Origin of the sequence: Companilactobacillus insicii, from assembly GCF_003946015.1 — a bacterium.
In the GTDB taxonomy this organism is placed as follows: domain Bacteria; phylum Bacillota; class Bacilli; order Lactobacillales; family Lactobacillaceae; genus Companilactobacillus; species Companilactobacillus insicii.
In genome coordinates, this window is sequence record NZ_RHNU01000006.1 from 25,080 (window position 1) to 49,626 (window position 24,547).

Annotated in this window: 22 protein-coding genes, 1 tRNA gene and 2 pseudogenes; 20 read left to right on the forward strand and 5 right to left on the reverse strand. The window is 36.0% G+C overall.

The annotated features are described in order from the left end of the window. Positions 1–207: 207 nt before the first annotated feature. Positions 208–1,905, forward strand: a pseudogene (locus EKM79_RS12320) (EndoS/ChiA family endoglycosidase); the annotation flags it as partial. Between the two features lie 494 nt (positions 1,906–2,399). Then, on the forward strand, positions 2,400–2,618 hold the full coding sequence (locus EKM79_RS03115; RefSeq protein ID WP_125565891.1) for a P8 family protein: 219 nt from the start codon (positions 2,400–2,402) through the stop codon (positions 2,616–2,618). Between the two features lie 103 nt (positions 2,619–2,721). Here the strand turns inward: EKM79_RS03115 and EKM79_RS03120 are convergent, their stop codons facing one another. Further along, the gene (locus EKM79_RS03120) at positions 2,722–4,416 is read right to left on the reverse strand and encodes a phosphoenolpyruvate carboxykinase (ATP) (protein ID WP_125565801.1); all 1,695 of its coding nucleotides are present in this window, start codon (positions 4,414–4,416) and stop codon (positions 2,722–2,724) included. A gap of 271 nt (positions 4,417–4,687) precedes the next feature. On the opposite strand from EKM79_RS03120, the gene EKM79_RS03125 reads away from it, so the two are divergent. Beyond that, positions 4,688–4,760, forward strand: a tRNA-Asn gene (locus EKM79_RS03125). Positions 4,761–4,798: 38 nt separating this feature from the next. On the opposite strand, the gene EKM79_RS03130 is transcribed toward EKM79_RS03125, so the two are convergent. Next, positions 4,799–5,632, reverse strand: a complete 834-nt coding sequence (locus EKM79_RS03130; protein WP_125565803.1) for a DNA-binding domain-containing protein — start codon at positions 5,630–5,632, stop codon at positions 4,799–4,801. After that, on the reverse strand, positions 5,629–6,927 hold the full coding sequence (locus tag EKM79_RS03135; protein WP_125565805.1) for a sensor histidine kinase: 1,299 nt from the start codon (positions 6,925–6,927) through the stop codon (positions 5,629–5,631). The genes EKM79_RS03130 and EKM79_RS03135 overlap by 4 nt, the downstream gene beginning before the upstream one ends. A gap of 111 nt (positions 6,928–7,038) precedes the next feature. On the opposite strand from EKM79_RS03135, the gene argF reads away from it, so the two are divergent. The 5 genes from argF (at position 7,039) to EKM79_RS03160 (ending at position 12,816) form a co-directional block, all read left to right on the forward strand. After that, positions 7,039–8,037 carry an ornithine carbamoyltransferase gene (gene argF / locus EKM79_RS03140; RefSeq protein ID WP_125565807.1) on the forward strand — a complete coding sequence of 333 codons (999 nt, stop codon included), beginning with the start codon at positions 7,039–7,041 and terminating at the stop codon, positions 8,035–8,037. 62 nt (positions 8,038–8,099) lie between these two features. After that, on the forward strand, positions 8,100–9,029 hold the full coding sequence (arcC, locus tag EKM79_RS03145; protein ID WP_125565810.1) for a carbamate kinase: 930 nt from the start codon (positions 8,100–8,102) through the stop codon (positions 9,027–9,029). A 64-nt stretch (positions 9,030–9,093) separates the two neighbouring features. Then, positions 9,094–10,674: a YfcC family protein gene (locus EKM79_RS03150; protein ID WP_125565812.1), complete on the forward strand. Its 1,581-nt coding sequence runs from the start codon at positions 9,094–9,096 to the stop codon at positions 10,672–10,674. Positions 10,675–10,764: 90 nt separating this feature from the next. Beyond that, complete coding sequence (locus EKM79_RS03155; protein WP_125565814.1) at positions 10,765–11,493, forward strand: NrtR DNA-binding winged helix domain-containing protein; 729 nt, start codon at positions 10,765–10,767, stop codon at positions 11,491–11,493. 135 nt (positions 11,494–11,628) lie between these two features. Then, on the forward strand, positions 11,629–12,816 hold the full coding sequence (locus tag EKM79_RS03160) for an MFS transporter (RefSeq protein ID WP_125565816.1): 1,188 nt from the start codon (positions 11,629–11,631) through the stop codon (positions 12,814–12,816). Positions 12,817–12,853: 37 nt separating this feature from the next. On the opposite strand, the gene EKM79_RS03165 is transcribed toward EKM79_RS03160, so the two are convergent. Beyond that, positions 12,854–13,513, reverse strand: coding sequence for a histidine phosphatase family protein (locus EKM79_RS03165; protein WP_125565818.1), 660 nt, complete (start codon positions 13,511–13,513; stop codon positions 12,854–12,856). 58 nt (positions 13,514–13,571) lie between these two features. Next, positions 13,572–14,225 (reverse strand): histidine phosphatase family protein, encoded by a 654-nt coding sequence (locus EKM79_RS03170; RefSeq protein WP_125565820.1) that lies wholly within the window; start codon positions 14,223–14,225, stop codon positions 13,572–13,574. Between the two features lie 103 nt (positions 14,226–14,328). Here EKM79_RS03170 and EKM79_RS03175 point away from each other — a divergent pair. From EKM79_RS03175 to EKM79_RS03230, 12 genes and pseudogenes are all read left to right on the forward strand, one after another. Continuing rightward, positions 14,329–14,941 (forward strand): annotated as a pseudogene (locus EKM79_RS03175) (NAD(P)-dependent oxidoreductase). A 4-nt stretch (positions 14,942–14,945) separates the two neighbouring features. Then, positions 14,946–15,383, forward strand: a complete 438-nt coding sequence (locus tag EKM79_RS03180) for a flavodoxin domain-containing protein (RefSeq protein WP_125565822.1) — start codon at positions 14,946–14,948, stop codon at positions 15,381–15,383. A 200-nt stretch (positions 15,384–15,583) separates the two neighbouring features. Then, positions 15,584–16,960, forward strand: a complete 1,377-nt coding sequence (locus EKM79_RS03185; RefSeq protein ID WP_125565824.1) for a class II fumarate hydratase — start codon at positions 15,584–15,586, stop codon at positions 16,958–16,960. A gap of 69 nt (positions 16,961–17,029) precedes the next feature. Then, entirely contained in the window at positions 17,030–18,484 is a 1,455-nt protein-coding gene (locus tag EKM79_RS03190) for a flavocytochrome c (protein ID WP_125565826.1), read from the forward strand. A gap of 81 nt (positions 18,485–18,565) precedes the next feature. Beyond that, positions 18,566–19,498 carry a LysR family transcriptional regulator gene (locus EKM79_RS03195; protein ID WP_246005607.1) on the forward strand — a complete coding sequence of 311 codons (933 nt, stop codon included), beginning with the start codon at positions 18,566–18,568 and terminating at the stop codon, positions 19,496–19,498. Between the two features lie 54 nt (positions 19,499–19,552). Beyond that, positions 19,553–20,116, forward strand: a complete 564-nt coding sequence (locus tag EKM79_RS03200) for a sunset domain-containing protein (protein WP_125565828.1) — start codon at positions 19,553–19,555, stop codon at positions 20,114–20,116. 2 nt (positions 20,117–20,118) lie between these two features. After that, complete coding sequence (locus EKM79_RS03205) at positions 20,119–20,970, forward strand: DNA/RNA non-specific endonuclease (protein WP_125565830.1); 852 nt, start codon at positions 20,119–20,121, stop codon at positions 20,968–20,970. A gap of 233 nt (positions 20,971–21,203) precedes the next feature. Beyond that, entirely contained in the window at positions 21,204–21,968 is a 765-nt protein-coding gene (locus tag EKM79_RS03210; RefSeq protein ID WP_246005608.1) for a GntR family transcriptional regulator, read from the forward strand. Positions 21,969–21,982: 14 nt separating this feature from the next. Next, a complete protein-coding gene (gene agaB, locus EKM79_RS03215; protein ID WP_125565833.1) occupies positions 21,983–22,465 on the forward strand; it encodes a PTS galactosamine transporter subunit IIB in 483 nt (160 codons plus the stop codon). Beyond that, a complete protein-coding gene (gene agaC / locus EKM79_RS03220) occupies positions 22,466–23,272 on the forward strand; it encodes a PTS galactosamine transporter subunit IIC (RefSeq protein WP_125565835.1) in 807 nt (268 codons plus the stop codon). It begins immediately after the preceding gene. After that, complete coding sequence (gene agaD / locus EKM79_RS03225; RefSeq protein WP_125565836.1) at positions 23,262–24,080, forward strand: PTS galactosamine transporter subunit IID; 819 nt, start codon at positions 23,262–23,264, stop codon at positions 24,078–24,080. Before agaC ends, agaD begins: the two co-directional genes overlap by 11 nt. Position 24,081: 1 nt before the next feature. After that, entirely contained in the window at positions 24,082–24,510 is a 429-nt protein-coding gene (locus tag EKM79_RS03230) for a PTS sugar transporter subunit IIA (RefSeq protein ID WP_125565838.1), read from the forward strand. Positions 24,511–24,547: the final 37 nt, after the last annotated feature.

Genomic DNA, 24,547 nt, shown 5'->3' on the forward strand with positions numbered 1-24,547 from the left:
TGAAAAAGGAAGGGATGGTGCAAAGTAGGGGCTCTTTCGTTACATCTTAAATTAATAATTACAAAAAATGATAAGGGTAATCATATGAGGATGAAGAAAAATACAATAAAAAAGACGTTTTTCCGTAGTTTGATTTTTGTAATGGGATTAATATTGGCGCTAGGTTCAGTAGGTAGTACAGCTCAAGCGGCAGTAACAACTAATAATAACAAGCATTTTATGGTTTACTATCGTGCTTTGCGTGATAAGACAATGCAGGGTGTGAATACTAGTTTGCCTGATGAGAACTGGATCACTATGAGTGATATACCATATGGTATTGATATCGTTAATGTATTCAGTTATGTACCTAAAGGTCAGGAAGCACAAGCACAACCATTTTATGATGCATTGAAGAATAAGTATGCTCCAGAATTACACGCACGAGGAGCTAGATTGGTTCGTGGAATTGATTATGGAGAACTATTAAAAATAAAATATGCTGGAGATTTCCCAACTGAAGAGGAATTTGATGCATACGCTAAACAAATGATAGCTGAATTCGTTGATTCCATTGGAATTGATGGGTTGGATATCGATATGGAAACAAAACCAACTGAAGATGAAATAAAAATTTCAGATGGTGTTATCAAAGCTCTATCGAAATATTTAGGACCTAAGTCTGGTACTAACAGACCATTCCTATACGATACAAATGCTTCAAATCTAGCACCATTTAAAAATGTTAGTGATTCTTTTGATTTCTTAGCTTATCAACAATATGGAAGTGATAATGTTCGTACGGATAAAGCTGTTAGTGATTACTCAGGTGTCCTACCAGCTAGCAGATTTGTTCCTGGACTAACTTTCCCAGAGGAACAAGATCCCTCAAATCGTTGGTATGATGCTACAGAACCATACTTGAACAGTAATTTTTATAAAGTGGCAAATTACGCTGATCAAAATAATCTTGGTGGAATGTTTGTCTATGCATTAGATCGTGATGGAAGAACATATGATGCATCTGATTGGACACACATCAAACCATCTAACCTTATTTGGACTAAGACAGCAATTATGCAAAGTGGTGGCGAAAGTGTTGCAAATGCCAAAGAATATGCCGACCATTTCTGGAATCGTGTTAAATATACGGTAAGTACTAAAGATGATATTACTGCACAAATTATGAATGCTAAGACTATTTATGATGTTAACAAAGTCATCCTTGGTAAGGATTACGGTCAAGGTATCAGTTCAACTTATGATCCAATCCTAGAAAAAGGATTGCTATCCATTAATACGGCTGAGTTAATTTCACAATTGAATACTGCTGATAAATATTTAGAACATTCAAAAGACTATGACAGTGCTAAAATTGCTGAATTAAAGAGTGTTAGAGATAAAGTAGCTAAGGGTTTTGCTGGAAAATCATATACACAAGTTCAAGTAGATTCATGGACTTCGCAATTGGCTACAGCTAATAATGGTCTGCTTGGATACTCAGAGACAAAAGTCAAAGGTATCGTAGATACTAAATCAGCTGATAGTTTGAACAAGTCATACGTTGAACTATATGATATTAATGGTAAGAAGATTTCTAATCGTGGCTTACAGCCAAAAACTGCATGGGCATTCGATAGAAAATTAACTAATAATAAGAATGGCAGTGTATATTATCGTGTAGCAATTAATGAATATGTTAACGAAAAAGATGTAACTGTACGCAATGGTAATTCAGTTGGCAATTTAACTAACATTGAAAAAGTTAAAGGTGTCTTGAACGTTGATAAGTCACAAGCTGGATATTCATTATACAAACAAGACGGTTCATTAGTTGGTAATCGTGCTTTAGCAGGTGGTACTAACTGGGTTGTTTCTGCTAAAGCAAGCAGTGCTAATGGTAATTTATTTTACAAGGTTGCCAAAAACGAATGGGTAATGAGTGGCAATGGAGTTTCATTTAACTGATTCATTTTGATATGTCTACTCCCTGGATATAAAAAATAATCAAATAACGAGAGAGTGGAACAAAACATGTTCAGCTTTCGAGCATTAAGGCAAATTACCCCAGTAATCCGATTTTGGATTGCTGGAGTAATTTGTATTAAGCGGAAAAAGCTATGTTTGGTCCCACGTTTATGCTGCATGTTTAAGGACAATAATAGTTTTGTCCCAAACATTTTGTGATGTTTGACAATTTGTAAAATCGAATATGTAAAGAATAGATGTTCAAAATACTGTAGTCGGTTGGGACAGTAATAATTATTGTGTCAAATAAAAAGCAAACAACTTATTAAATATTATTTATAACTTTATGAACTTGCAAATTAACAGTTGTTTTCACTAAACATATGCAAATAAACGACTATAATAGAGATTGTACAATGAAAGTTGTATCAATTAGAAAGGAAGCTTTAAGTATGGCTGCAGTAGTTGAAAAAAGAAGTTTGTTAGATGAAAAAATGAGTGAAGTTTATGACTGGAGTGACTCAGATCTACCAGTTCGTGATGCCCTTTGGGATCATTTCATGGAAGCATCAAATCACAACACTGATAAAACTGAAGCAGAAGTCAAACCTTACAATGATATGAGTAATGACGAATTGAAAGGTAAGGTTGAAGCAGTATTGAAGGCTTAATCATACGACCCTTGATAATTGTTAACAGACCGTAAGGTCTGTTTTTTTTATGTTAAAAACATTAAAGGACAGGCTTTTCGGCCTGTCCTTTAATATCTTAATTTTAGAAATTCATCAATTGATTCAATAGTTCTTTGGCTGATTCATTCAGGCTATCTTTTGATTTGTCATAACCTAGATGGGTATAAATTTCGCCCACGTAAACTTTATCTTCATATAATTTTTTAAATACTTTGTCGATAATTGGACGAGTTTTTTCTTCTTCCTGAACTGGTCCAAAAGGATTAGCAAAGAATGTTGTACTCATACCGACTTCGTCAGTCGTGCCAAGAGCTTTTCTCTTTCCAGAAACGAATGTTTCCTTAGCTTGAGATTCATCGGCAAATTGATGCAAGCCAATTTCAGCGTCATAGTTGTTAGCATAAACCCACATATCAATGTTGTGATGTTCAACTACGCGTTTATAGGTATTGGCTGGTAAAATTACACGAGCATTTTTCAATTCAGGATTCAAATAAATACCACGATCCATATTATTGAAGGCAACTGAACTGCTCAAATCATCTAAACGGACAAAAGCACCCGTTTCGGTTCCTTGAGCATAAACATTACCCTTTTCATCGAATGCAAAGCTACCCATATCATCAAAAATAGTTTCGATATCTATGATTTTATCATCAGCGACTTCTTGCAAAGCCTCAATAGATTCGGACTTTCCGGCACCCGAATCACCGAAGAAGACAACTGATTTTGTTTTACCATTGGAAAAACTAATACGAACCATTGAACCGTGAATTGGTAGGCGGTTCTCATAGATCATGTGAAGATTGTGTAATGTTAAGCACATTTTTTTCATATAGCCAAAATATGTAGTCTTGTCATTATAAGGAACTTCACCAACCCAGATGTCGTTAATTTCATCATGATAATAGTGGGAAGTATTGCCTTCAGTCTCATCTAACCCGAATAGTAAAATTTCGTCAGGCTTTTGGCCCTTAATACTTGCTTCATCGGCCACATCGAATAAGTTAGCTAGGGCTACGCCGCTGACAAAATAGTCACGTTGGAAGTAAATATAGGCAAGACTTTCACCGATATGTGCAGGGAAGCAGAACCAGTCATTTTGTGTTCCATTGAATTTTGAAATAGGGTTATTTTCAACGGCACTGAATACACCCTCACGTTTATTAGACTTTGTGTGCATCATCATAGGTGGACGGAGCATTAAGGTATCCAAGAAACGAATACTCTTTAGACCCTCGTATCCAGCCGGTGTTGGCCACTCAATTGATTGAGTTAATACACAGGCATTAGTACCAGCATTTACCTGACGATATGTACGATTTGCGAATCCTTGAACTTTTTCTTCTATGGCACGATATAAGTGTAAGACAATTTCATTGAAGTGATTGTCAATGTTCATGAAGTCGTTTTTGACGATATCACTATTGTGTTTGTTGATAAGAGAAACTCTGAAGTATGAACGATAATATGAGTATAGATCTTCAATACTCTTTAAGATCAGGTCGTTATCATATTTCCCGTAAACATCTTTATTATCAATTAAAATTGCTTTCAAGGTATTGATATAATCTTTTGGATCTACTCCTTCGTAACTGTTGGTCAATGATTTTTGACTTTCGTCTAAGTAGAGCTTTACAAAATTGTAAAAGCCTTCACTATTGATCAATTGGAATATATCTTGAACGTACTCCTCGTTATAGTTGATAACTGCTACCGAACGATCAGGATTCATATAAAATGCCCCTGATTCTACAGCATTTGATGTTTTAACCATGTAGTAAGTTCTCCTTTCAAATTATGAGCTTAAATAATATTTTAAAACAAAACTCTTGAAACTTACACAAAAAATTAAATAAAAATTAAAATTTTCTAATAAAAGGCTGATGTGATAGTCTTTTTAGGTATAAAAAACTTTTTTATATAAACGTCAAAATAAGTAACATACACACTGTATACAACACATCAGACAAATTATCAATAAATTGATTTTTAAATTAAAAAAATTGCAATATAGTTTTAATGATGATATATTCATACACATAAATTGATCAGTAGTTCAGTTGGTAGAACGCGTGACTGTTAATCATGAGGTCGCTGGTTCGAGCCCAGCCTGGTCAGTAAAAGCGAGTCCACAGTGAGTGGACTCGCTTTTTTTACTACTCTTTACTCTCTTCAACTAATCCATCGAAGAATTTTTGTAATGATACTTTGCCACCGGTACTACGCTTGTTTTCCAGAAATAGCATTTCATTTCGCACATTACGATATTCGTACAACATGTTGGAGTACTCTACAACTATTTCATCACCGAGATTGTCGATTGAGATATTTGCAAGATTAGTCAATCCTGTTTTAACCGAACGACGTATTCGTTGTAAAAGAACTTTGCGTTCTTGATCATTTATATTATATTCGTCCTCTAAGTTAACTTCGCTAAAACTTAGTTTTTTAGTAGTCATAATTTGAGCTAGTGACATTATGTCGGAAGCTCCTTTTTCGGAAGAAATTCCGAGATAAGTCAAAATGGATCTCACTTTTTCTTTTTGTTTGTGACCGTCATCAACTGGAGTGGCGGGAGAGTTACCACCGATCAAAGATTGAATGCTAGATAATTTTCGTTCCATTTGAATGTTTTGCGTTACTTTTTCGACAACAGTTTTGACTTCAATCATATTGATTGGTTTGTCGATGAAGAATTCGATACCAGCTTCATACGCTTGTTCACGTAAGTCGTTATCACGTACCTGAGAGATCATAATGAACTTTAGACTATTTTTTGATTGTTTAAGTTTCTTAATTAATTCGATACCACTAATGTGAGGCATTAGTAAATCTACCAATACTATATCGACATCCAACAACATGATTTCTGACAGTGCTTTTTCAGCATCAGTTGAAATACCTACTACGTTATTATTCATGTTTTTATCAATAATACGATGCAAGATCATAGTGACCGATTTATCATCATCCACAATATAAAAATTCATTCGGCATGTTCCTCCTGAAGTAGTTTGTTCTTATTAAGTGTAACTTTGAAATTAGTCCCCTTGTTTAATTTTGAATCAACTTTAATGGTTCCGTCAAACTGTTCTTTTACTAATAATGCCACATGGGATAGACCAATTCCACGATAAACATCTCCGGATGCATTAAACTTAGTCGTGAATCCTGGCTGAAAAATCATATCTTTGGTTTCTTCATCCATACCAATTCCGTTATCGGAAACATTTAAAATTACTTGGTTATTTTTATCCTCGACAGTCAATCTGACTAAACCATTCGGTTTATTGTCCAAAGCGTCGACTGCGTTAAATATTAAGTTAGAAATAATGGATACTAAGTAGTAGTGATTAGGAATGACCAAATCGAGATTATTTTTTACCTCTATAACAACATTGGGATTTTTTTGTTTAATGGACTCACGAATGTAGTTGGTAATAACCTTTAAAACATCGCTTAGCATCATTGGCATATCATTATCAGATCCGAAGTAATCTCCTAAACCTCGAATGACGTTTTGATAATCTTTTTTGATTTCGTGAACATCACGAGCTATATCAAGAGCCATATCTTGTTGTTTTGGATCGGCATGTTCATTGTGCAAGTCTTGATTTAACAAGTAGGCATTTTTCATAACATTTTCTATCTCAGATATGTTTTTTCTCATAAAATAAACTTCGCTTTTGACTGAAGCAGCAATCCAAATGAATTGATAGTAACGTTGTTCATGCTTTTCTTGTCGAACCATTAGTGTGAAGTAATGATATAGGAAGGCGAGAAGACAACTAATAATTGTTCTAACTAAAGCGGTAATGAAGATAATTTGGAATAATCTATAAGTATAGTGCGAGAAGTCAGTTAATAAACTTATTTCAAAGAAGTTAGCTACGTAATCGCAGATTAGAATTGTTAGGAAAAAGGAACTATTATTACGAACACCACGACGCCAATATAAAAAATAATAAATAATTCCATAAGTAATGTAGAAAACCATGTCGGTAATAACAAATTGAATGATTTTTTCGATACTGCCATCATGACTAATGAATAGTAGAAGACCTCTGAAGATAGGTGAAGCCATCGCAATACAAAATGAGAGTTTGATAGGATTCAAATCGTCATTAAAATATAAAAATATTGGTAAAAGTAATGCGGCTAAAGTTAATATAAATCCTGGTGCATAAATTTGAAAATTAACTTGTGATGCCAAAGCGATGGAAGTGGCTGCTATCAGGGTTCTACGCCATCTTCCCTGCATAATAAAATTATTACTTGTAAACAAGTGTAAACACCTCCAGAAAATAATTTATAAAGAAATTTGAAGTTCTATGAAGTTTTGTGAATACGCTTACTAGAATTGGACTTGTTAAATATCGAAGGAGGAATTCACAAAATGTTCAATTTACGTAATCGTAGTTTTTTGACACTATTAGACTTTACACCAAAGGAAATGGGATACCTACTAGATCTTTCTGCAGATCTTAAGAAGGCTAAGTATGCAGGTACAGAACAACAAAAACTTGCTAAGAAGAATATTGCTTTGATTTTTGAAAAATCTTCAACAAGAACTCGTTGTGCTTTCGAAGTTGCCGCTCATGATGAAGGTGCTCAAGTTACATATCTTGGCCCTACAGGTACACAAATGGGCAAGAAGGAAACTGCTAAGGATACTGCCCGTGTTCTTGGTGGAATGTTTGATGGAATCGAATATCGTGGATTCTCACAACGTACAGTAGAAACATTAGCTAAGTATTCAGGTGTTCCAGTTTGGAACGGACTAACTGATGAAGATCACCCAACACAAGTTTTGGCTGACTTCTTAACAGCTAAGGAATGCTTAAAGAAACCTTACAACGAAATCAACTTTACATACATGGGTGATGGACGTAACAACGTTGCCAATGCTTTGATGATCGGTGCTTCAATCATGGGAATGACATTCCACTTAGTATGTCCTAAGGAATTGGATCCAGCTAAAGAATTGTTAGACAAGTGTGAAGCTATTGCTAAGAAGACTGGCGCTAAGATCATGGTTACAGATGATATCGACAAGGGTGTTCTTGGTTCAGACGTTATCTATACTGATGTATGGGTATCAATGGGTGAACCAGATGACATCTGGAAGAAACGTATCGATCTACTACAACCATATCGTGTAACAAAGGATGTTATGGCCAAGACAAAGAATCCTAATGCTATCTTCGAACACTGTCTACCATCATTCCACAATACTGAGACAAAGATCGGTCACGAAATTTACGAGAAGTACGGTTTGAAAGAAATGGAAGTTTCTGACGAAGTCTTCGAAAGTGATCAATCAGTTGTATTCCAAGAAGCCGAAAACAGAATGCACACAATCAAAGCCGTTATGGTTGCTACATTAGGTGAATAAAGGAGAAAGTAAAGAAAGTCTGAATTACAGGCTTTCATTACTTGTTTATGGAGGATAATGAAATGTCTAAAATGGTCGTAGCTCTCGGTGGAAACGCCCTAGGCAAATCTCCTGAGGAGCAATTAAAACTAGTTAAGAATACCGCTAATTCACTTGTTGGGCTAGTTGCTGCTGGTAACAAAGTTGTTATTAGTCACGGAAATGGTCCTCAAGTTGGACAAATAAATTTAGGAATGAATTACGCTGCTGAGCATGGTCAAACAGCAGCATTCCCATTCCCAGAATGCGGAGCAATGAGCCAAGGTTACATTGGTTATCATTTACAACAAAGTCTTCAAAATGAACTTCACAGAAGAAAGATCGAAAAGGACGTTGTGTCTGTAATAACTCAAGTTGAAGTAGACGCAGATGACTCAGCTTTCCAAAATCCAACTAAGCCAGTTGGAGCATTCTACGACCAAGCTACTGCGAAGAAATTTGAAGATGAAAAGGGTTATACATTCGTTGAGGACGCTGGACGCGGATATCGTCGTGTTGTAGCTTCACCACTCCCAAAGGAAATTGTCGAATTGAAGAGTATCAACGATCTGATCGAAAATGATAACTTAGTCATCGCTGGTGGCGGTGGCGGTGTTCCTGTTATTAAGAACAGTGAAGTACTTCAAGGAGTTCCAGCTGTTATTGATAAAGACCGCTCAAGTGCTTTACTAGCTGACAAAATCAACGCAGATACATTAATTATTCTAACAGCCGTTGACTATGTATATGTAAACTTCGGCAAGGATAATGAAAAGAAGCTAACAGAAATCAATGGAGACGAAGCCCGTAAGTATATTGACGAAGGTCAATTTGCTGCTGGAAGTATGTTGCCAAAGATTCAAGCTTGTTTGAGTTTTGTCGAAGGAAATAATAACCGCAGTGCATTGATTACATCTCTGGATCATTTAGACGATGCACTTGCTGGAAAAGTCGGCACAATCATTAAGAAGTAATTAATATGAGGGGTGGCCTAAGACCACCTCTCTTTTTTTGAGATATTTTACAGGAGATGAAATTATGGGAAATGTAGGCGCAGTTAACGAAGCACCACAAGCACCAAAGAAGAAAAAATTCAAATTAAAGATGCCTGGTGCCTTTGTTATTCTGTTTATTTTGACAATTGTTGCTGTTATAGCAACATGGACCATTCCTGCCGGGGCATATTCGAAGATGGTTTATAGTTCTTCAAGTTCCAGCTTGAAGATCACCAGCCCAACTGGGAAGGTATCCAATGTACCAGCAACTCAAAAAGAGCTCGATAAACTGGGTGTTAAAATCGATATCAAGCAATTTACATCTGGCGGTATTACCGACGCTGTTTCAATCCCAAATACTTATAAAAGATTGAAGCAAAAACCAGCTCAAGTAGGTGCAATAACCAAAAGTATGGTTCAAGGTACGATTGAAGCCGTTGATATTATGGTCTTCATTTTCGTACTTGGTGGTTTAATAGGTGTTGTAAAAGCGAGTGGTGCTTTTGAATCAGGACTAATGGCGTTGACCAAAAAGACTAAGGGACATGAATTTCTGTTGATCTTTATGGTTTCTATCCTAATGGTTCTTGGTGGAACTCTTTGTGGTATTGAAGAGGAAGCTGTTGCGTTCTATCCAATCTTAGTTCCTATCTTTATTGCCATGGGATATGATTCAATTGTATCAGTAGGTGCAATATTCCTTTCAAGTTCCATTGGTACTTGTTTTTCAACAATTAACCCATTCTCAGCTGTTATTGCCTCAAATGCTGCTGGTATTCCATTTACAGAAGGTATTGTCTGGCGTGCAACAGGATTAGTTATTGCCGCGATAGTTCTTGAATTTTACTTGTACTGGTACAGTAAAAAGGTCAAGGATACTCCTACATTCTCATATACATATGATGATCACGAAGAATTTAACAATATGTGGTCCGTTGAATCAAGTGATGAGAAAAAAGGTAAAAAGACATTCTTTACATCACGTAAAAAGTTTATTTTGATTTTGTTTGTTGCCGCATTCCCAATCATGGTTTGGGGTGTTATGTCACAAGGTTGGTGGTTCCCAACAATGGCCTCATCATTCTTGGCATTCGCTATTGTTATCATGATTCTTACAGCAACTGGCCGTTACGGTATTGGTGAAAAAGGTGTTGTTGATGCCTTTGTTAATGGTGCTTCTAGCTTGGTCGGTGTTTCATTGATCATTGGTTTGGCACGTGGTATCAATATTGTTCTTAATAATGGATATATTTCAGATACTATTTTGCAATATTCATCATCATTAGTTTCACACGTAAGCGGGCCAATATTCATCATCGTTATGATGTTTATCTTCTTCGTTTTAGGATTTATCGTTCCATCATCATCAGGATTGGCTGTCCTATCAATGCCAATTTTTGCCCCACTAGCTGATACTGTCAACATTCCTCGTTTTGCAGTTGTTACGGCTTATCAGTTCGGTCAATATGCTATGTTATTCTTAGCACCAACCGGATTAGTTATGGCTACACTACAAATGTTGAATATGAAGTATTCACACTGGCTAAGATTCGTTTGGCCGGTAGTTGTCTTCGTATTAGTATTTGGTGGAGCACTCCTAGTTATGGAAGTTCTCTTCTCATAAGTAAATTCAAAGTCATGCATGAAAAGTGTATGGCTTTTTTGTTTGTAATAGTAAAATATAACTAATTAGATACAAGGAGCCTTATAAGAAATGATAAATAGACCATTGATAAGTATTACAAACGTTATTTGGAGTTTTGATCTTGATTCCAACTCTTTGCTTATTTTGCTATTGAAGCGTTCTGAAAGTCCATACAAAGGTAAATGGGGATTGCCCATGACTTATTTGCGTGAGAACGAAAGTGCAGATGATGCTTCTTTGAGATTAGTTAGGGAAAAAATTGGCGTAAAGTTATCAAAGGTCAATACTGAACAATTACAGACATTCACGAATGTTAATCGTGTAAAGGGTGAACGTACATTGTCACTAACTTATATGATCTATTTGCCAGATATGCCTGAATTAGTTGCAGGTTATGGTGCGGACGATGCTAGATGGTTCCGAGTATCAGCTAATAATCATAGTTATCAATTAAAAAATGGTGATTTAGAATTTAAAACTTTGTCAGAAAAAATATCTGAAGAAAAATTTTATTCTACAACTAATCACGTAATGGTTTCCGATCATGAGTTAATCTTACGTACAGCTTTTACTAGAGTAAAAAATCGTTTGAATTATTTGCCAACGATCCTATTGGTTCTTGGTCCCACTTTCACTTTACGAAAGGCCAGAATGATTTATGCCATTTTCCTAAGAACAAAGCTATCAGAAATCGATAATTCTAATTTTAGGAAGACACATGGCAGCTTATTCATAGAGTCTGGATACGAGCACAAACCTAGGTCAGGTCGACCGGCAAAAATTTATCGATTGAAATAAACTTGACATCACAATAAGCGTGATGTTAAGCTCTTTTTATCCTTAAAGGTATAAAGTACCTAAATCAATATATTGATTTTTAAAAACAAAATTATTGATATTCCGGATTATCAATAAAAGTGAAAAGAGGGCAATATGCAAGATACTTTGATTCAAAAGAATTCTAAAAAAGGGCGTAAGCTCTTATTAGTAATTGGTACTGCTTGGTTATTTGATGCGATGGACGTCGCATTGTTGTCATTTATTATGCCATTAATAAAAGCAGAATGGAGCTTAACACCTGCACAAGTGGGTTATGTGAGTTCTGTAACTTCATTAGGGATGGTTTTTGGTTCAATTCTTTGTGGTTACATGGCCGATAAGTTTGGTCGTAAGAATGTCATGATCATCACATTAATAGTTTTCTCTGTTTGTAATTTACTATTAGCTTTTACAACTAACGTTAATCAATTTATGCTGGTACGATTTATTACCGGTATGGGACTTGGTGGGGAACTTCCTGTAGCCGCTACAATGTTAGCAGATAATTTCAAAGGGAAAAAACAAGCCAAAATGTTAATTATGGCTGATAGTTTCTGGGCGATTGGTTGGATATTAGCAGCAGTTATTTCTAATACAATCACACCATTGTACGGATGGAGAGCCAGTGTTATCGTGACATTCTTTGTAATGATGTATGCTTTTGTTATGCGTCGTCACTTACCAGAGAATTACGAGAAAAAAGAAAAAACTAGTTTAAAGGAACAATTTTCTGGAATTTTTAATCATGATGTAATTGGCAAAACCTTAGCACTTAGTTTTCTCTGGTTTGTCGTAATGTTCTCATATTATGGCATGTTCCTATGGTTACCTAGTGTACTAGTATTACGTGGCTTTTCTATTATTCATAGTTTCCAATATACTTTATTAATGAGTTTGGCACAGTTACCAGGTTATTATCTGGCTGCATGGTTAATGGGTAAGATCAGTCATAAAAATATTTTAACTATGTATTTGATTGGAACAATCAGTAGTGCATCTGTTTTTAGTGTTGCTTCTAGTGAAGGAATGCTATTGGCAAGTGGAGCATTCTTATCATTCTTCAACTTAGGTGCATGGGGAGCTTTAATTGCCTTTACACCTAGCCACTTCAAAGCTGATATTCGTGGAATGGGAGTAGGATTCTCACAATCAATTGGTCGTATTGGAGCAACAATTGGTCCATACTTAATCGGTATGTTAATCGGTATGGGCTTTGGAATTCCAGTGGTTTTCGGAATGTTTGTAGTTGCTTTGATTTTAGGAGTTATCGTCTTAGCAGTTGGAACGTCAGAGACATACTAAGCAAAAATAAAAAGTCGCAGAATTTCTGCGACTTTTTTTAGTTTAGCATTTGATTGTAGCTAGTTACGCGGTTGAATCCATCATCACGTTCAAGCATTGTAAGACTTGAATTACGAGGACTCTCAGTCACGTCAAAGTTACCAGCGTTATAGCGATCGGTAATTGAACGAATCGTTGTTCCATGTGAAACCAATAAGATTTTATCACCGTCATGGGCGATTTCATCGAGCTTTTTGAATCCCTTGTTCAAGCGCGTCCAATATTCCTCAGCATTCTCGGCATCGTGAAATGGATCAGCTTCCTTCATGAAGTCCTTAGTTGCATCCAAACCATGTTGAGCAATTATTTCACTGAAGGTAGAAGCACCATGAGGTTGACCAACCATAAACCATGCTTCTGGAGAATTCATACCTTCGAAATAACCGTAAAATTGTTCCCTGAATTCCATTAATTTTTGAGGTTGAACTTTATCTCTATTAACATTAGCATCCATTATCAACTTACAAGTATCGATTGCGCGACGTGCATCAGATGAAAATGCAGCACTAAAATCTACGTCTTTTAGTGCTTGGGCTGCCTTTTTAGCCACCTCAACGCCATCTGGTGCTAAAGGTGTATCTGACCATCCTTGCATCTTGTTATAACGATTGAACCAAGTTCTACCATGGCGAACCATGTAAATTTGATATTTTGCCATTTCTTCCTCCTCAGAATTTCATACTGTAATTTTACTACAAGTGAGGGGGTAACTTCTATTAATGAAGTTTTTGATTATAACTAGTAACGTGGTTAGTCCCATCAATACGCTCTAACATTGTCAAACTGGAATTACCTGGTAATTGATTCAGTTCATAATCACCATCTTGATATTTGAATGCGAGCGACAATATTGTTGTGCTATGAGTAACTAGTAGAATTTTGTCACCGTCATGCGCAATTTGATCAATTTTTTCAAAACCACGATCTAATCTATTCCAATATTCATCGGCATTTTCAGCATCGTGAAACGGATCAGCTTCTTTTACAAAATCCATTGTGGCATCGAATCCATATTTATAGACAATTTCTTGGTAATTCTTGGTATTATGAGAATTTGAGATTTTGTCCCAAGCTTCATCTATGTTATCACCTTCAAATGATCCATAAAATTGTTCCCTAAACTCAGTCATTTTTTGTGGAAGTGGCTTGTTTTTGTTTGCTTCAGCAATAATTTCAGCTGTATCCATCGCACGTCTAGTATCAGATGAATAAGCTGCAGCAAAATCTACATCTTTGAGTGCCTCAGCAGCACTGTGTGCGACCTCAATACCATCTTGTGTTAGTGGTGTGTCTGACCAGCCTTGGATTTTTTGATAACGATTGAACCAAGTCTTTCCGTGACGGATCAAGTAAATTTGATATTTTGCCATAATGTCCTCCTCAATTTTCATATGATTATTCTACTATATCGAGCCATAATTTTAGAACTTTGCTCCTTCATTGTGTAAAGTAATTATTAATGGGAGGTATTTTATGTTGAAAATTGCAATTATTGGTGCGAATGGTAAGGAAGGTTCACTTATTGCTAAGGAAGCTGAGAATCGTGGCATTGATGTAACTTCGATAGTTCGAAATAAAGATAAATCAGTAACAAGCAAATATTTAGTTAGAGATGTTTATAGTATTACAAGTGAGGATTTAAAGGGATTCGATGCAGTAGTAGATGCCTTAGGATTCTTTGGTGATATGGTCAAGGAGTACGTTCCATCAACTGAGCACTTGATCGATATTATGAAGGGACTAGAAGCCAGGTTATTGAGCAGGTTCTTTGTATATGAATAAGGATCATACGGCACAATTATTCCAAGGTGCCGATTTTCCCGCTGATGTTAAGCCATTGAGCGAAGAGATGGGAAAGGCACTGGATGTATTGAAACAAAGTAGCATTAATTGGACTTATATCAGCCCAGCCGCTGATTTTGACCATAATGCAGCTCGTACTGGTAAATATGTTGTTGCTGGAGAAGAGTTCACGACAAATGATGATGGACAAAGTAAGATAAGTTATGAAGATTATGCTATAGCAATGGTTGATGAGATTGAAAATGCTAAACATAAAAATGAAAGAATTAGTGTAAGGTGGTAGTTTAATGAAGGTATTGATAACTTATATTAGTATGAGTGGTAGAAATGAAAAAATTGCTAATCATTTGGCAGATTATTTGGGCGATAAAGCTGAAATCGATTTGGAACAAATGGTTGATACAGATGCTTATTCGATTCCGGAATATGATGCTGTTATTGTGGTTACATATACGTACGGAGATGGTCAAGTCCCCGATGAGGCTCAGGATTTTTATGAAGATTTGTTAGATGTAGATTTGGAAAAGACTAAATTTGCAGTTCTAGGTTCAAGTTCAAAGACTCACATTCACTATGGTCGTGCAGTGGATTATTTCACTATGCAACTAAATTCAGCTAATGGTGATCAAGTAGCTGATTCAGTTAAAATCAACGAAGATCCGGATGCTGATGATTGGAAACGTGTTGAGAGTCTAGGAGATTATGTAATTAAGAGTGTTAAATAAATATTTATAAACTTATTGCTAAATTATTAGCGATAAGTTTATTTTATTGCCATAAATCACTGATAGATCAACCTCATAAAAAATATTAATGAAGTATATACAGTTTGACTATGACTTCGCTATCCATTTATGATAAAAACATCACAAGGAAGCGTTTACAGATTTTTTTGGCGCAACTTAAATAATTGGAGGTTACACACATGACAGATTTCAGAATTGAATCGGATACTTTAGGAGAAGTAAAAATCCCAGCTGATGCATTATGGGGAGCTCAAACAGAACGCTCAAGAAATAATTTCCCAACTGGTGAGAAGATGCCATTAGTAATTATCAAGGCTTTGCTTCAAATTAAGAAAGCTGCAGCAATCTCTAATAAAGAACTAGATGCTATTGAGCCTGAAAAAGCCGATTTGATTGTTGAATCAATCGATAAGTTGTTGGCATTAGATGACGAAGACTTAAGAAAAGATTTTCCATTAGTTGTTTATCAAACAGGTTCAGGTACTCAAACAAATATGAATACAAACGAAGTTGTTGCTCATATGGCAGCTAAAATAAACCCAGATATTGAAATTTTGCCGAATGATGATGTTAATAAGGGACAAAGCTCAAACGATATCTTCCCAACTGCTATGAGTATTGTTGCTTCAGTTGCAGTTGATAACTTAGAGGATTCATTACAACATTTGATTGATGAATTGAAAGTTAAACAAGAAAAGTATTGGAAAGTCGTAAAGATTGGACGTACTCATTTGCAAGATGCTACTCCATTAACATTTGGCCAAGAAGTAAGTGGTTGGGCAAGCATGCTAGAACATGATCTTTCATACTTAAAGAGCTTAAATCCAACACTTGGTGAATTTGCTATGGGTGGAACAGCTGTTGGTACAGGTTTGAATGCTGCTCCTGGATTCGCTGACATTATCGCTAAGAAGATGACAGAAGTTTATGGTGTTAAGTTCACTGCAGATACGAATAAATTCTACGGATTAGCTGCACATTCAGGCTTAAATGTTGTTCATGGTGCAATTAAGACATTGGCAGCAGATTTGATGAAGATTGCTAACGATGTTAGATTCTTGGCAAGTGGCCCTCGTTCAGGTTATGGAGAATTACACATTCCAGCTAACGAACCTGGTTCTTCAATTATGCCTGGTAAGGTAAACCCTACGCAAGCTGAGGCTGTAACAATGTCTGCTGTACGTGTTATGGGTAATGATGTTGTTGTTGGTATGGCATCTAGTCAAGGTAACTTCGAATTAAATGTCTACAAACCAGTTCTTATCAGTGCCTTTCTAGAATCTGCAGAGCTTCTAACAGGAACTATGACTGGCTTTGCTGACAAGATGATCCATGGATTAACAGTTAATGCTGATAGAATGGAAGAATTAGTTGATCAATCATTGATGACTGTTACGGCTTTGTCACCACACATTGGTTATCATGAAAGTGCAACAATTGCACAAACTGCTGAAAAAGAAGGAACAACTCTGAAGGTAGCTGCCATTAAATCTGGTTTAGTTACTGAAGAACAATTCGATAAATGGGTTGATCCACTAAAGATGACAAATATTTAGAGAATTAGGAGAGACGTAAGTCTCTCCATAGTTCTTTTAGAAACAACAAAGCAAGGGTAGGAAAGATAAATGACAAAAAAACACAGTAAAATTAAAAAGGCTAATAAAAGAAAACAAGCTGCAAAGTTCAAGTTTGAGCCAACTGATATTAGTAAATTGCAAGATCGCTACGATTTAGTCATTGTAGGATCTGGTGCTACAGGATTGACTGCTGCTATTCAAGCACATGAATTAGGATTATCACCAGTAATTCTGGAGAAGATGTCTAGTATTGGTGGAAATACAACACGCGCTTCATCAGGAATGAATGCTAGTGAGACTTCAGTTCAATTGGACCACAAGATTGTTGATAGTATGGATGCTTTCTATCATGATACATTTGTCGGTGGTGGCAAGAAGAATAACCCTGAATTGTTGAAGTTCTTTACGACTCATGGTGCATTAGCAATTGATTGGTTAGCAAGTCATGGAATTGAGTTAGATGATCTAACGACAACTGGTGGAATGAGTGTACTAAGAACACACCGTCCTAGTTCAATGGCACCAATTGGTGGTTTCTTAGTCACAGAGTTATTGAAACAAGTTGATAAAGAAAATATCCCACTATTTACTGATGTATTAGTTAAGAAATTATTGCAAGATGATGGTGCAATTGATGGTGTTGAAGTCGAGATAAATGGAGAGAAGTCTACCATTAATGGTGATGCTGTTATCTTGGCAACAGGTGGCTTTGGAGCAAATCCTAAGTTATTAACTAAATATCGTCCAGATTTGGAAGGATATGAGACAACTAATTCACCAGGTGCCACAGGTGACGGAATTACTTTGGCTAGCGCTGTTGGTGCTAAGTTAGTTGATATGGATCAGGTTCAAGTCCATCCAACAGTTCAACAAGATACTGACCATCCATTCTTGATTGGTGAGGCTGTTCGTGGTGAAGGTGCAATTCTAGTTAATAAATCAGCAAAACGTTTTGTTAATGAGCTAGATACTCGTAAAAATGTCACAGCTGCAATTGATGGCTTGAAAGAAAATTGTGCTTACTTGATCCTTGATCAAGGTATTCGTGATCGTGTCAAAGCTATTGAATTCTATGATAAAGTTGGATTAGTTGTAACTGGTTCATCTATTGAAGAACTTGCTGATAGTATCGGTTTAGATGCTAAAACACTTGAAGCAACAGTGGATACTTGGAACAAAGCCGTTGATGATCATAACGATGCTGAATTTGGTAGAACAACTGGTATGGATCGTAGTATTGTCAAAGGTCCATTCTTCTCAATTCACATTGCTCCTGCTGTTCATTACACAATGGGTGGCGTTAATATTGATGCAAAAACTCATGTATTGGATGAAAAGGGTCAAGTTATCAATGGATTATTTGCTGGTGGAGAAATTGCTGGTGGATTGCATGGTAACAATCGTATTGGTGGAAATTCGATTGCTGAAACAGTTATTTTCGGTCGTCAAGCAGGTCAACAAGCCTTTAAATTTATTCAAAACCTGGATAAATCAAGTAAGTAGTACAATAAGTTGATATAATTTATTTTGTAGTCTGGGTTGGTTCAATTCATTATGGATTAGAAGCTAATCGAGGTGGTAATAATGCAAAGTAGGTTAAGCAATATGAATACACGTGATTTGTCGTATTTTAGAATTTTGGTGGAAAAACGTAATTATACTGAAGTGGCAGAAATGTTTTCAGTATCTCAGCCGACTATTACTCAGGCAGTGAAGCGGTTAGAGAAAGAATTTGATTCCAAACTGGTGCACGTCGATCGCGTCCATCAAAAAACTGAGATAACTCGATCGGGTTATTTATTGTACGAAAAATCAAAGGTAATTCAAAAAAATATCGACTTGGCTCGAAAAGAGATAAAAGCGTCTGATAGTGAAAAAATAAAGTTTGGATTGCCACCGATAATTGGTACTTTGTACTTTCCACAAGTAGTACAAAAACTTGCGCAAGAATCACTTTTTCAGAAGCTGCAAATATCTGAGAGCGGTTCTTCTGAATTATTGAATGAATTGGATAATGGTAATGTTGATATTGCTGTCATCGCTACGATCAAACCAATTCAAAATCCTAAATATGAAGTTGAGTACTTGGGTAGTCGTCCCTTCAGCGTAATTGTCAGCGCTAAAAATCCTCTATCCAAAAGTACGAAGCCAGTTGATTTTAGAGATTTGATGGCAGAACGATTTATCAGATTAACTGGTAAATACATTCATTCTCAGATGCTAGAAGATTACTGTAAATATTATGAGATCGAGCCGGAAGTGGTCTATGATACACCGGATATATCGTGGTTTAAAAGCTTAATTAGAGCTAATGTTGGTATTGGTATTTTAGTGAGAGACGAAGTTGGTGAATATGATCGAGACCTAGTTTGTTTAGATATTGCTAATCCATTACCAGAGAGCTTTAATATTTCGGTAGTTCGTCGCAAGAGTTATATCTTGAAGCCGGACGAACAAAAACTGGTCGATATTTTACAACGAATGAATATTAAGAATACTAATGGCGGTTACTATTGAGGTAATCGCTTTTTTGATACAATGGAATTGAAAAAATTATAGGGGGAAAAGGGGATGCAATTATCTAAACGCTTCAAAAAAATTGTTTGGCTTAGTTTGATAGTATTATTGTCTTTTACGGCGTTATATGGAACTGTAACGATGACTGACATCGGCAGCAATATTATTCAAGCAGCTAAAAAAGTAAAGTATATAGGCAAGGATAAGTATGCGATAGCAAAAAAAGAACATGATGCACTATTGGCTAAAAAGAAAAAATTGGTCAAGCAAGAAACTAGTACGCATTCGCAGATTGACGATATTAAGAAACAAGAGGCTGAAGCTAAAAAAGCTGCCGCAGAACAGCAAGCCGCGGCAGAAAAACAGCAACAAGAACAACAAAAAGCATCTGAAGCCGCTGCTAAAAAACAGGTTCAGGCTACTTCTTCTGCGAATAGTTCTACTAATTCAAGAGGAGATATGAACACCGCATCATCTGGGCAAATCGTTGGTAATAAGAACTCTCATATTTACCATGTACCAGGACAGCGTGGTTATAATATGAATTCTAGTAATGCAGTTTACTTTCAAACTGAACAAGATGCCATTAACGCTGGTTATAGAAAGGCTAAGGTATAAATATGAAAAGTTTAATTAAAGTATTAGCCGTTATAACGATGACGATGTCATTGACAGCTTGCTCTGAAAGTCAATCAACTGATAGTAAAGACAATGAAAAAACTGAAGTTGTAAAAGATTATTCGTATCAAAAAAAAGCAACTAAGTTAGAAGCCAGTAACAAGAAATTAAAAAAATCGATTACTAAATTGCAAAATCAAATTGCTTCAAATCAAGATTATTTGAGTCAGCATGATCAAACACAATACAGTAATAATAATTCCAAGACGTCTTCGGCTGAAGATTTAGCTAATCTTGAATATACCGGAACTCAAGAAATTGTTGTGAATAACAATAATCCTAATTTTTCAAAGGATGATTTAGTGACAAGTATGGGTGCTTGGCAAAGGTATGGCGATTTAGATAATTTGAATCGGGTTACTGCTGCTAATGCAATGTTAAATGTTTCTTTGATGCCAAGTACTAAACGAGAGGGATTAACGTGGGATCCTACTGGTTGGCGAAATAAGCGTATTAGCTCGGGGTGGTTGTACAATCGTAGTCATTTAATTGGATATCAGTTGACGGGACAGAACAACAATCCTAAGAATTTAATGACCGGAACACGCTCATTAAATAGTCCTGAGATGTTGGCGCATGAAATGGATATTGCTTATTATTTGAAGCAAAGCAATAGTCACTATATAAGATATCGTGTCACACCGATATTTAGAAACGATGAATTGTTAGCTCGTGGAGTTCAGATGGAAGCTCAATCAGTTGGTGATGATTCAGTCCATTTCAATGTTTATATTTTTAATGTTCAATCCGGAGTTACTCTGAATTATTCTGATGGAACTAGTCAGGTTGGATAAATATTACTTAAAAGTACATCGAAAGATGTGCTTTTTTTGTTCATGATATTTAATTTATAGTCCTAATGCCTATTATGACTGTTTTTTATGTTTTTTTGTGTACTCAAAAATTAGAATATATTTTTTTGATTTAAATTATAGATAATTGGAAGTATGAGTGTAGCGCACCCAAAAGATAATTAATAAATCAGAAAATACAACATTTTCTGTGAAAGCGTTGACATACCTTATGTATGGTGCTTAAATATAGTCGTGGTTGTTATAACAATATAACAAGTCGAGGAATTCCTATGGGTCATACAATGCCACTGTATCAAAGAATGTTGAATGAATTAATGCGGCAAATTGAATCAGGACAGCTGCCTGAGAATAGTAAGTTGCCGTCAGAACAACGACTGGGAGAGTTGTATAACGTTTCTAGAATCACTGTTAGACGTGCTTTGACAGAGTTAGAAAATAGAAATTATATATATAAGAAACAAGGTCAAGGATCTTTCGTAATGTCGAAAGATGAATCAAATTTGGAAATCAGTTATTTGGATGTTCAAAAAATGATCAAAAAAATGGGAGCAAATCCTAAAATAAAACTGGAAAAATTCAGTGTTAATGTTGATGGTACTGAAAAGCGTGCTCGGGCTGAATTAGGGTTGAATGATGATGATTATCTTTATTCATTTCAGTATTTGTACTATGCGAATGATGAACCAGTTTTTAGTGAAAAAGTTTTTTTGCCATTTGACAGTTTTCCAATGATTCATAAACAAGAGATTGTTGATAAAGACTTAATTCCATTTTTAGCTAAAAGGTATGAGTTGCAAGCTGAGTTCTTTTCTAAAACAGAGGCTAGCTTAATTACTAGTAAGAATCGCAAGATATTTAATTTGAATGTCGGAGATCCTATGGTGAATGTCACTACCAAGGGTATTCAAGATGGAAAGTTTATTTATTACAGTCAGTCGATTGTCGTTGGAGATTTGATAATGTTTATAGTCAAGTGAAAGAAGGAATAAAGATGGGTGAACCTAATATTGTATTAACAAGAATTGATAACAGATTAGTCCATGGACAAGTTGGTGTTGTTTGGACTTCATCTGTTGGGGCTAACTTATTGTTGGTTGCTAATGATGACACAGCTAATGATCCACTACAACAAGAATTGATGGCTGCTACAGCTGATAGCTCTGGTGTTGGTATTCGTTTCTGGACAATCGAAAAGACTATTAACAATATCCATCGTGCTAGTGCTAAGCAAAAGATTTTTATCGTTGTTCGTACGCCAGAAGATGCTCGCAAGTTAGTTGAGGGCGGAGTTCCTATGAAGGACATTGATATTGGTAATATGCACTTCTCAGATGGTAAGAAGCAAGTTACTAAATATACATACATGGATGATAAAGATAAAGAAGACTTGAAGGCTTGCGCTGACAAGGGTGCCAACGTATACGTTCAAGAAGTACCAGAGGACAAAAAACAACCATTGGAAGAAGTGATCTAGATGCAAGTTACATTAATGCAAGGGCTATTGATTGGTCTTTTCGCAATTATTTCTGGTATTGACTTTTGGTGGGAAGGTTTCTACATCTTCAGACCAATGATAGTTTGTACCGTTACAGGATTAATTTTAGGAAATATTACTTTAGGGATAGTTGCCGCCGGACTAACTGAATTAGCATTCGCTGGTTTAACTCCGGTTGGTGGAACACAGCCGCCTAACCCTATTATGGCTGGTATCATGACTGTTGTTTTAGCTTATACAACAGGTAAAAGTCCAGCTACTGCTATTGGATTGGCATTACCATTTAGTATTTTGATGCAATATATTATTTTATTCTATTATTCAGCATTCTCAGTTTTAACAAAGAAACTAGATACATATGCTGAAAAAGGTGAATCAAAGAAATTCACTAACTTAGCTTTACTACCAACATGGATCGTTGGTTTAACATATGGTATTATCGCATTCTTATGTGTCTATGGTGCACAAGCTCCGATGAAGTCATTAGTTAATGCAATGCCTGTTTGGTTGAGTCATGGTTTTGAAATTGCCGGTAGTATCTTACCTGCCGTTGGTTTTGGTTTATTGTTAAAGAGTATGTTAAAGGCACGTTATGTTCCATATCTATTGATTGGATTTACAGCCGCTTGCTTTATTAAATTTGGAAACTTGATGCCAGTTGCTGTCATTGGTGTTGCTCTAGCATTGATTGAATACAATAGAAGTAAGAAGGATGCTGAAAACGACAAGAAGTTGAAGACAGCTATGGAAAATTCAAATGGAGGAGACGACGAAGATGGAATCTAAAAAATCAGAAACTCCAACAAGAGGTAAATTAACTAAGCATGACGTTGGTATGCTTGGTATTAGATCTATTTTTAACCAGTCAGCAATGAACTATGAAAGAATGCAGGCTGATGGCTGGACGTTAGCAATGATTCCTTCATTGAAGAAGATTTATAAGGATGACGAGAAGGGCTTGGCAGATGCCATGAAGTCTAACTTGCAATTCATTAATACTAACAACTATGCTGCTCCTCTATTAATGGGACTAGAAGCCTCACTAGAAGAGAACGGTGAAAAACGTTCAACAATTGATGGTTTGAGAATCGCTTTGTTCGGACCTTTAGCAGGTATTGGTGATGCCATTACTTGGTTCACAATTCTACCTATCGTTGCTGGTATTACAGCATCATTTGCTAAACAAGGAAGCATCTTAGGACCGCTTATCTTCTTCCTTGTCTATGTTGCAATGTTCTTCGCTCGTATTCCTATTGCTCGTTTGGGATACACAACAGGTACTAGGGCTATTTCTAAGATTCGTGAGAACTCAGCCATTGTTTCACACGCTGCTAGTGTCTTAGGTTGTACAGTTATCGGTGGTTTGATTGCTACATATGTTCAAATTACTGTTAAGACTAAGATCCCAGTTACAGCAGGTCATACAATTGCTATTCAAACACAATTCTTTGACCGTATTTTCCCTAATATTCTTCCATTAGGTTACACATTCTTGCTATATTGGTTGCTTAAGAAGAAGAATGTTAGTCCTGTAGTTTTGATTCTTGTTACATTTATCCTTGCTATCGCATTATCATGGTTGGGGGTTCTATAAAATGAAAATTGTTGTTACTGGACATGGAAACTTTGCTTCAGGAATTCATTCAACGGTCAAATTATTGGCTGGTCAATTACCAGGAGTCAGTTTTATAGATTTTACTGGAGATATGAATGAAAAGAGTCTTTCCGAAGAATTCACTAATGAAATCAAAAACGATGATTCAGTAGTGTTCTTCTGTGACTTGTTAGGCGGAACTCCTTTTAAAGAAGCCGTTAAGTTAAGTATGAGTAGTGATAAAGATATTCAAGTTACTTGTGGTTGCAATGTTGGATCATTGATGGAGATAGGCCTCCAACTATCCTCATTCGATGGGAATGCTACTGATTTAGCAAATAAACTTGTAGAAACAAGTAAGTCACAAACTCAATTATTCGTACATAAAGAAAATAAGTTTGAGGCAGATGCTGAAGACGACGGAATTTAATATGTCATTTATGAACTCTATACTATTGAAGCTAGTA

Excerpts from the sequence above, each read along its gene's own strand:
- EKM79_RS03115 (WP_125565891.1), top strand. The coding sequence starts at position 2,400 with ATGGCTGCAGTAGTTGAAAAAAGAAGTTTGTTAGATGAAAAAATGAGT.
- EKM79_RS03120 (WP_125565801.1), bottom strand. The coding sequence starts at position 4,416 with ATGGTTAAAACATCAAATGCTGTAGAATCAGGGGCATTTTATATGAAT.
- EKM79_RS03130 (WP_125565803.1), bottom strand. The coding sequence starts at position 5,632 with ATGAATTTTTATATTGTGGATGATGATAAATCGGTCACTATGATCTTG.
- argF (WP_125565807.1), top strand. The coding sequence starts at position 7,039 with ATGTTCAATTTACGTAATCGTAGTTTTTTGACACTATTAGACTTTACA.
- arcC (WP_125565810.1), top strand. The coding sequence starts at position 8,100 with ATGTCTAAAATGGTCGTAGCTCTCGGTGGAAACGCCCTAGGCAAATCT.
- EKM79_RS03150 (WP_125565812.1), top strand. The coding sequence starts at position 9,094 with ATGGGAAATGTAGGCGCAGTTAACGAAGCACCACAAGCACCAAAGAAG.
- EKM79_RS03155 (WP_125565814.1), top strand. The coding sequence starts at position 10,765 with ATGATAAATAGACCATTGATAAGTATTACAAACGTTATTTGGAGTTTT.
- EKM79_RS03160 (WP_125565816.1), top strand. The coding sequence starts at position 11,629 with ATGCAAGATACTTTGATTCAAAAGAATTCTAAAAAAGGGCGTAAGCTC.
- EKM79_RS03165 (WP_125565818.1), bottom strand. The coding sequence starts at position 13,513 with ATGGCAAAATATCAAATTTACATGGTTCGCCATGGTAGAACTTGGTTC.
- EKM79_RS03170 (WP_125565820.1), bottom strand. The coding sequence starts at position 14,225 with ATGGCAAAATATCAAATTTACTTGATCCGTCACGGAAAGACTTGGTTC.
- EKM79_RS03180 (WP_125565822.1), top strand. The coding sequence starts at position 14,946 with ATGAAGGTATTGATAACTTATATTAGTATGAGTGGTAGAAATGAAAAA.
- EKM79_RS03185 (WP_125565824.1), top strand. The coding sequence starts at position 15,584 with ATGACAGATTTCAGAATTGAATCGGATACTTTAGGAGAAGTAAAAATC.
- EKM79_RS03190 (WP_125565826.1), top strand. The coding sequence starts at position 17,030 with ATGACAAAAAAACACAGTAAAATTAAAAAGGCTAATAAAAGAAAACAA.
- EKM79_RS03195 (WP_246005607.1), top strand. The coding sequence starts at position 18,566 with ATGCAAAGTAGGTTAAGCAATATGAATACACGTGATTTGTCGTATTTT.
- EKM79_RS03200 (WP_125565828.1), top strand. The coding sequence starts at position 19,553 with ATGCAATTATCTAAACGCTTCAAAAAAATTGTTTGGCTTAGTTTGATA.
- EKM79_RS03205 (WP_125565830.1), top strand. The coding sequence starts at position 20,119 with ATGAAAAGTTTAATTAAAGTATTAGCCGTTATAACGATGACGATGTCA.
- EKM79_RS03210 (WP_246005608.1), top strand. The coding sequence starts at position 21,204 with ATGGTGCTTAAATATAGTCGTGGTTGTTATAACAATATAACAAGTCGA.
- agaB (WP_125565833.1), top strand. The coding sequence starts at position 21,983 with ATGGGTGAACCTAATATTGTATTAACAAGAATTGATAACAGATTAGTC.
- agaC (WP_125565835.1), top strand. The coding sequence starts at position 22,466 with ATGCAAGTTACATTAATGCAAGGGCTATTGATTGGTCTTTTCGCAATT.
- agaD (WP_125565836.1), top strand. The coding sequence starts at position 23,262 with ATGGAATCTAAAAAATCAGAAACTCCAACAAGAGGTAAATTAACTAAG.
- EKM79_RS03230 (WP_125565838.1), top strand. The coding sequence starts at position 24,082 with ATGAAAATTGTTGTTACTGGACATGGAAACTTTGCTTCAGGAATTCAT.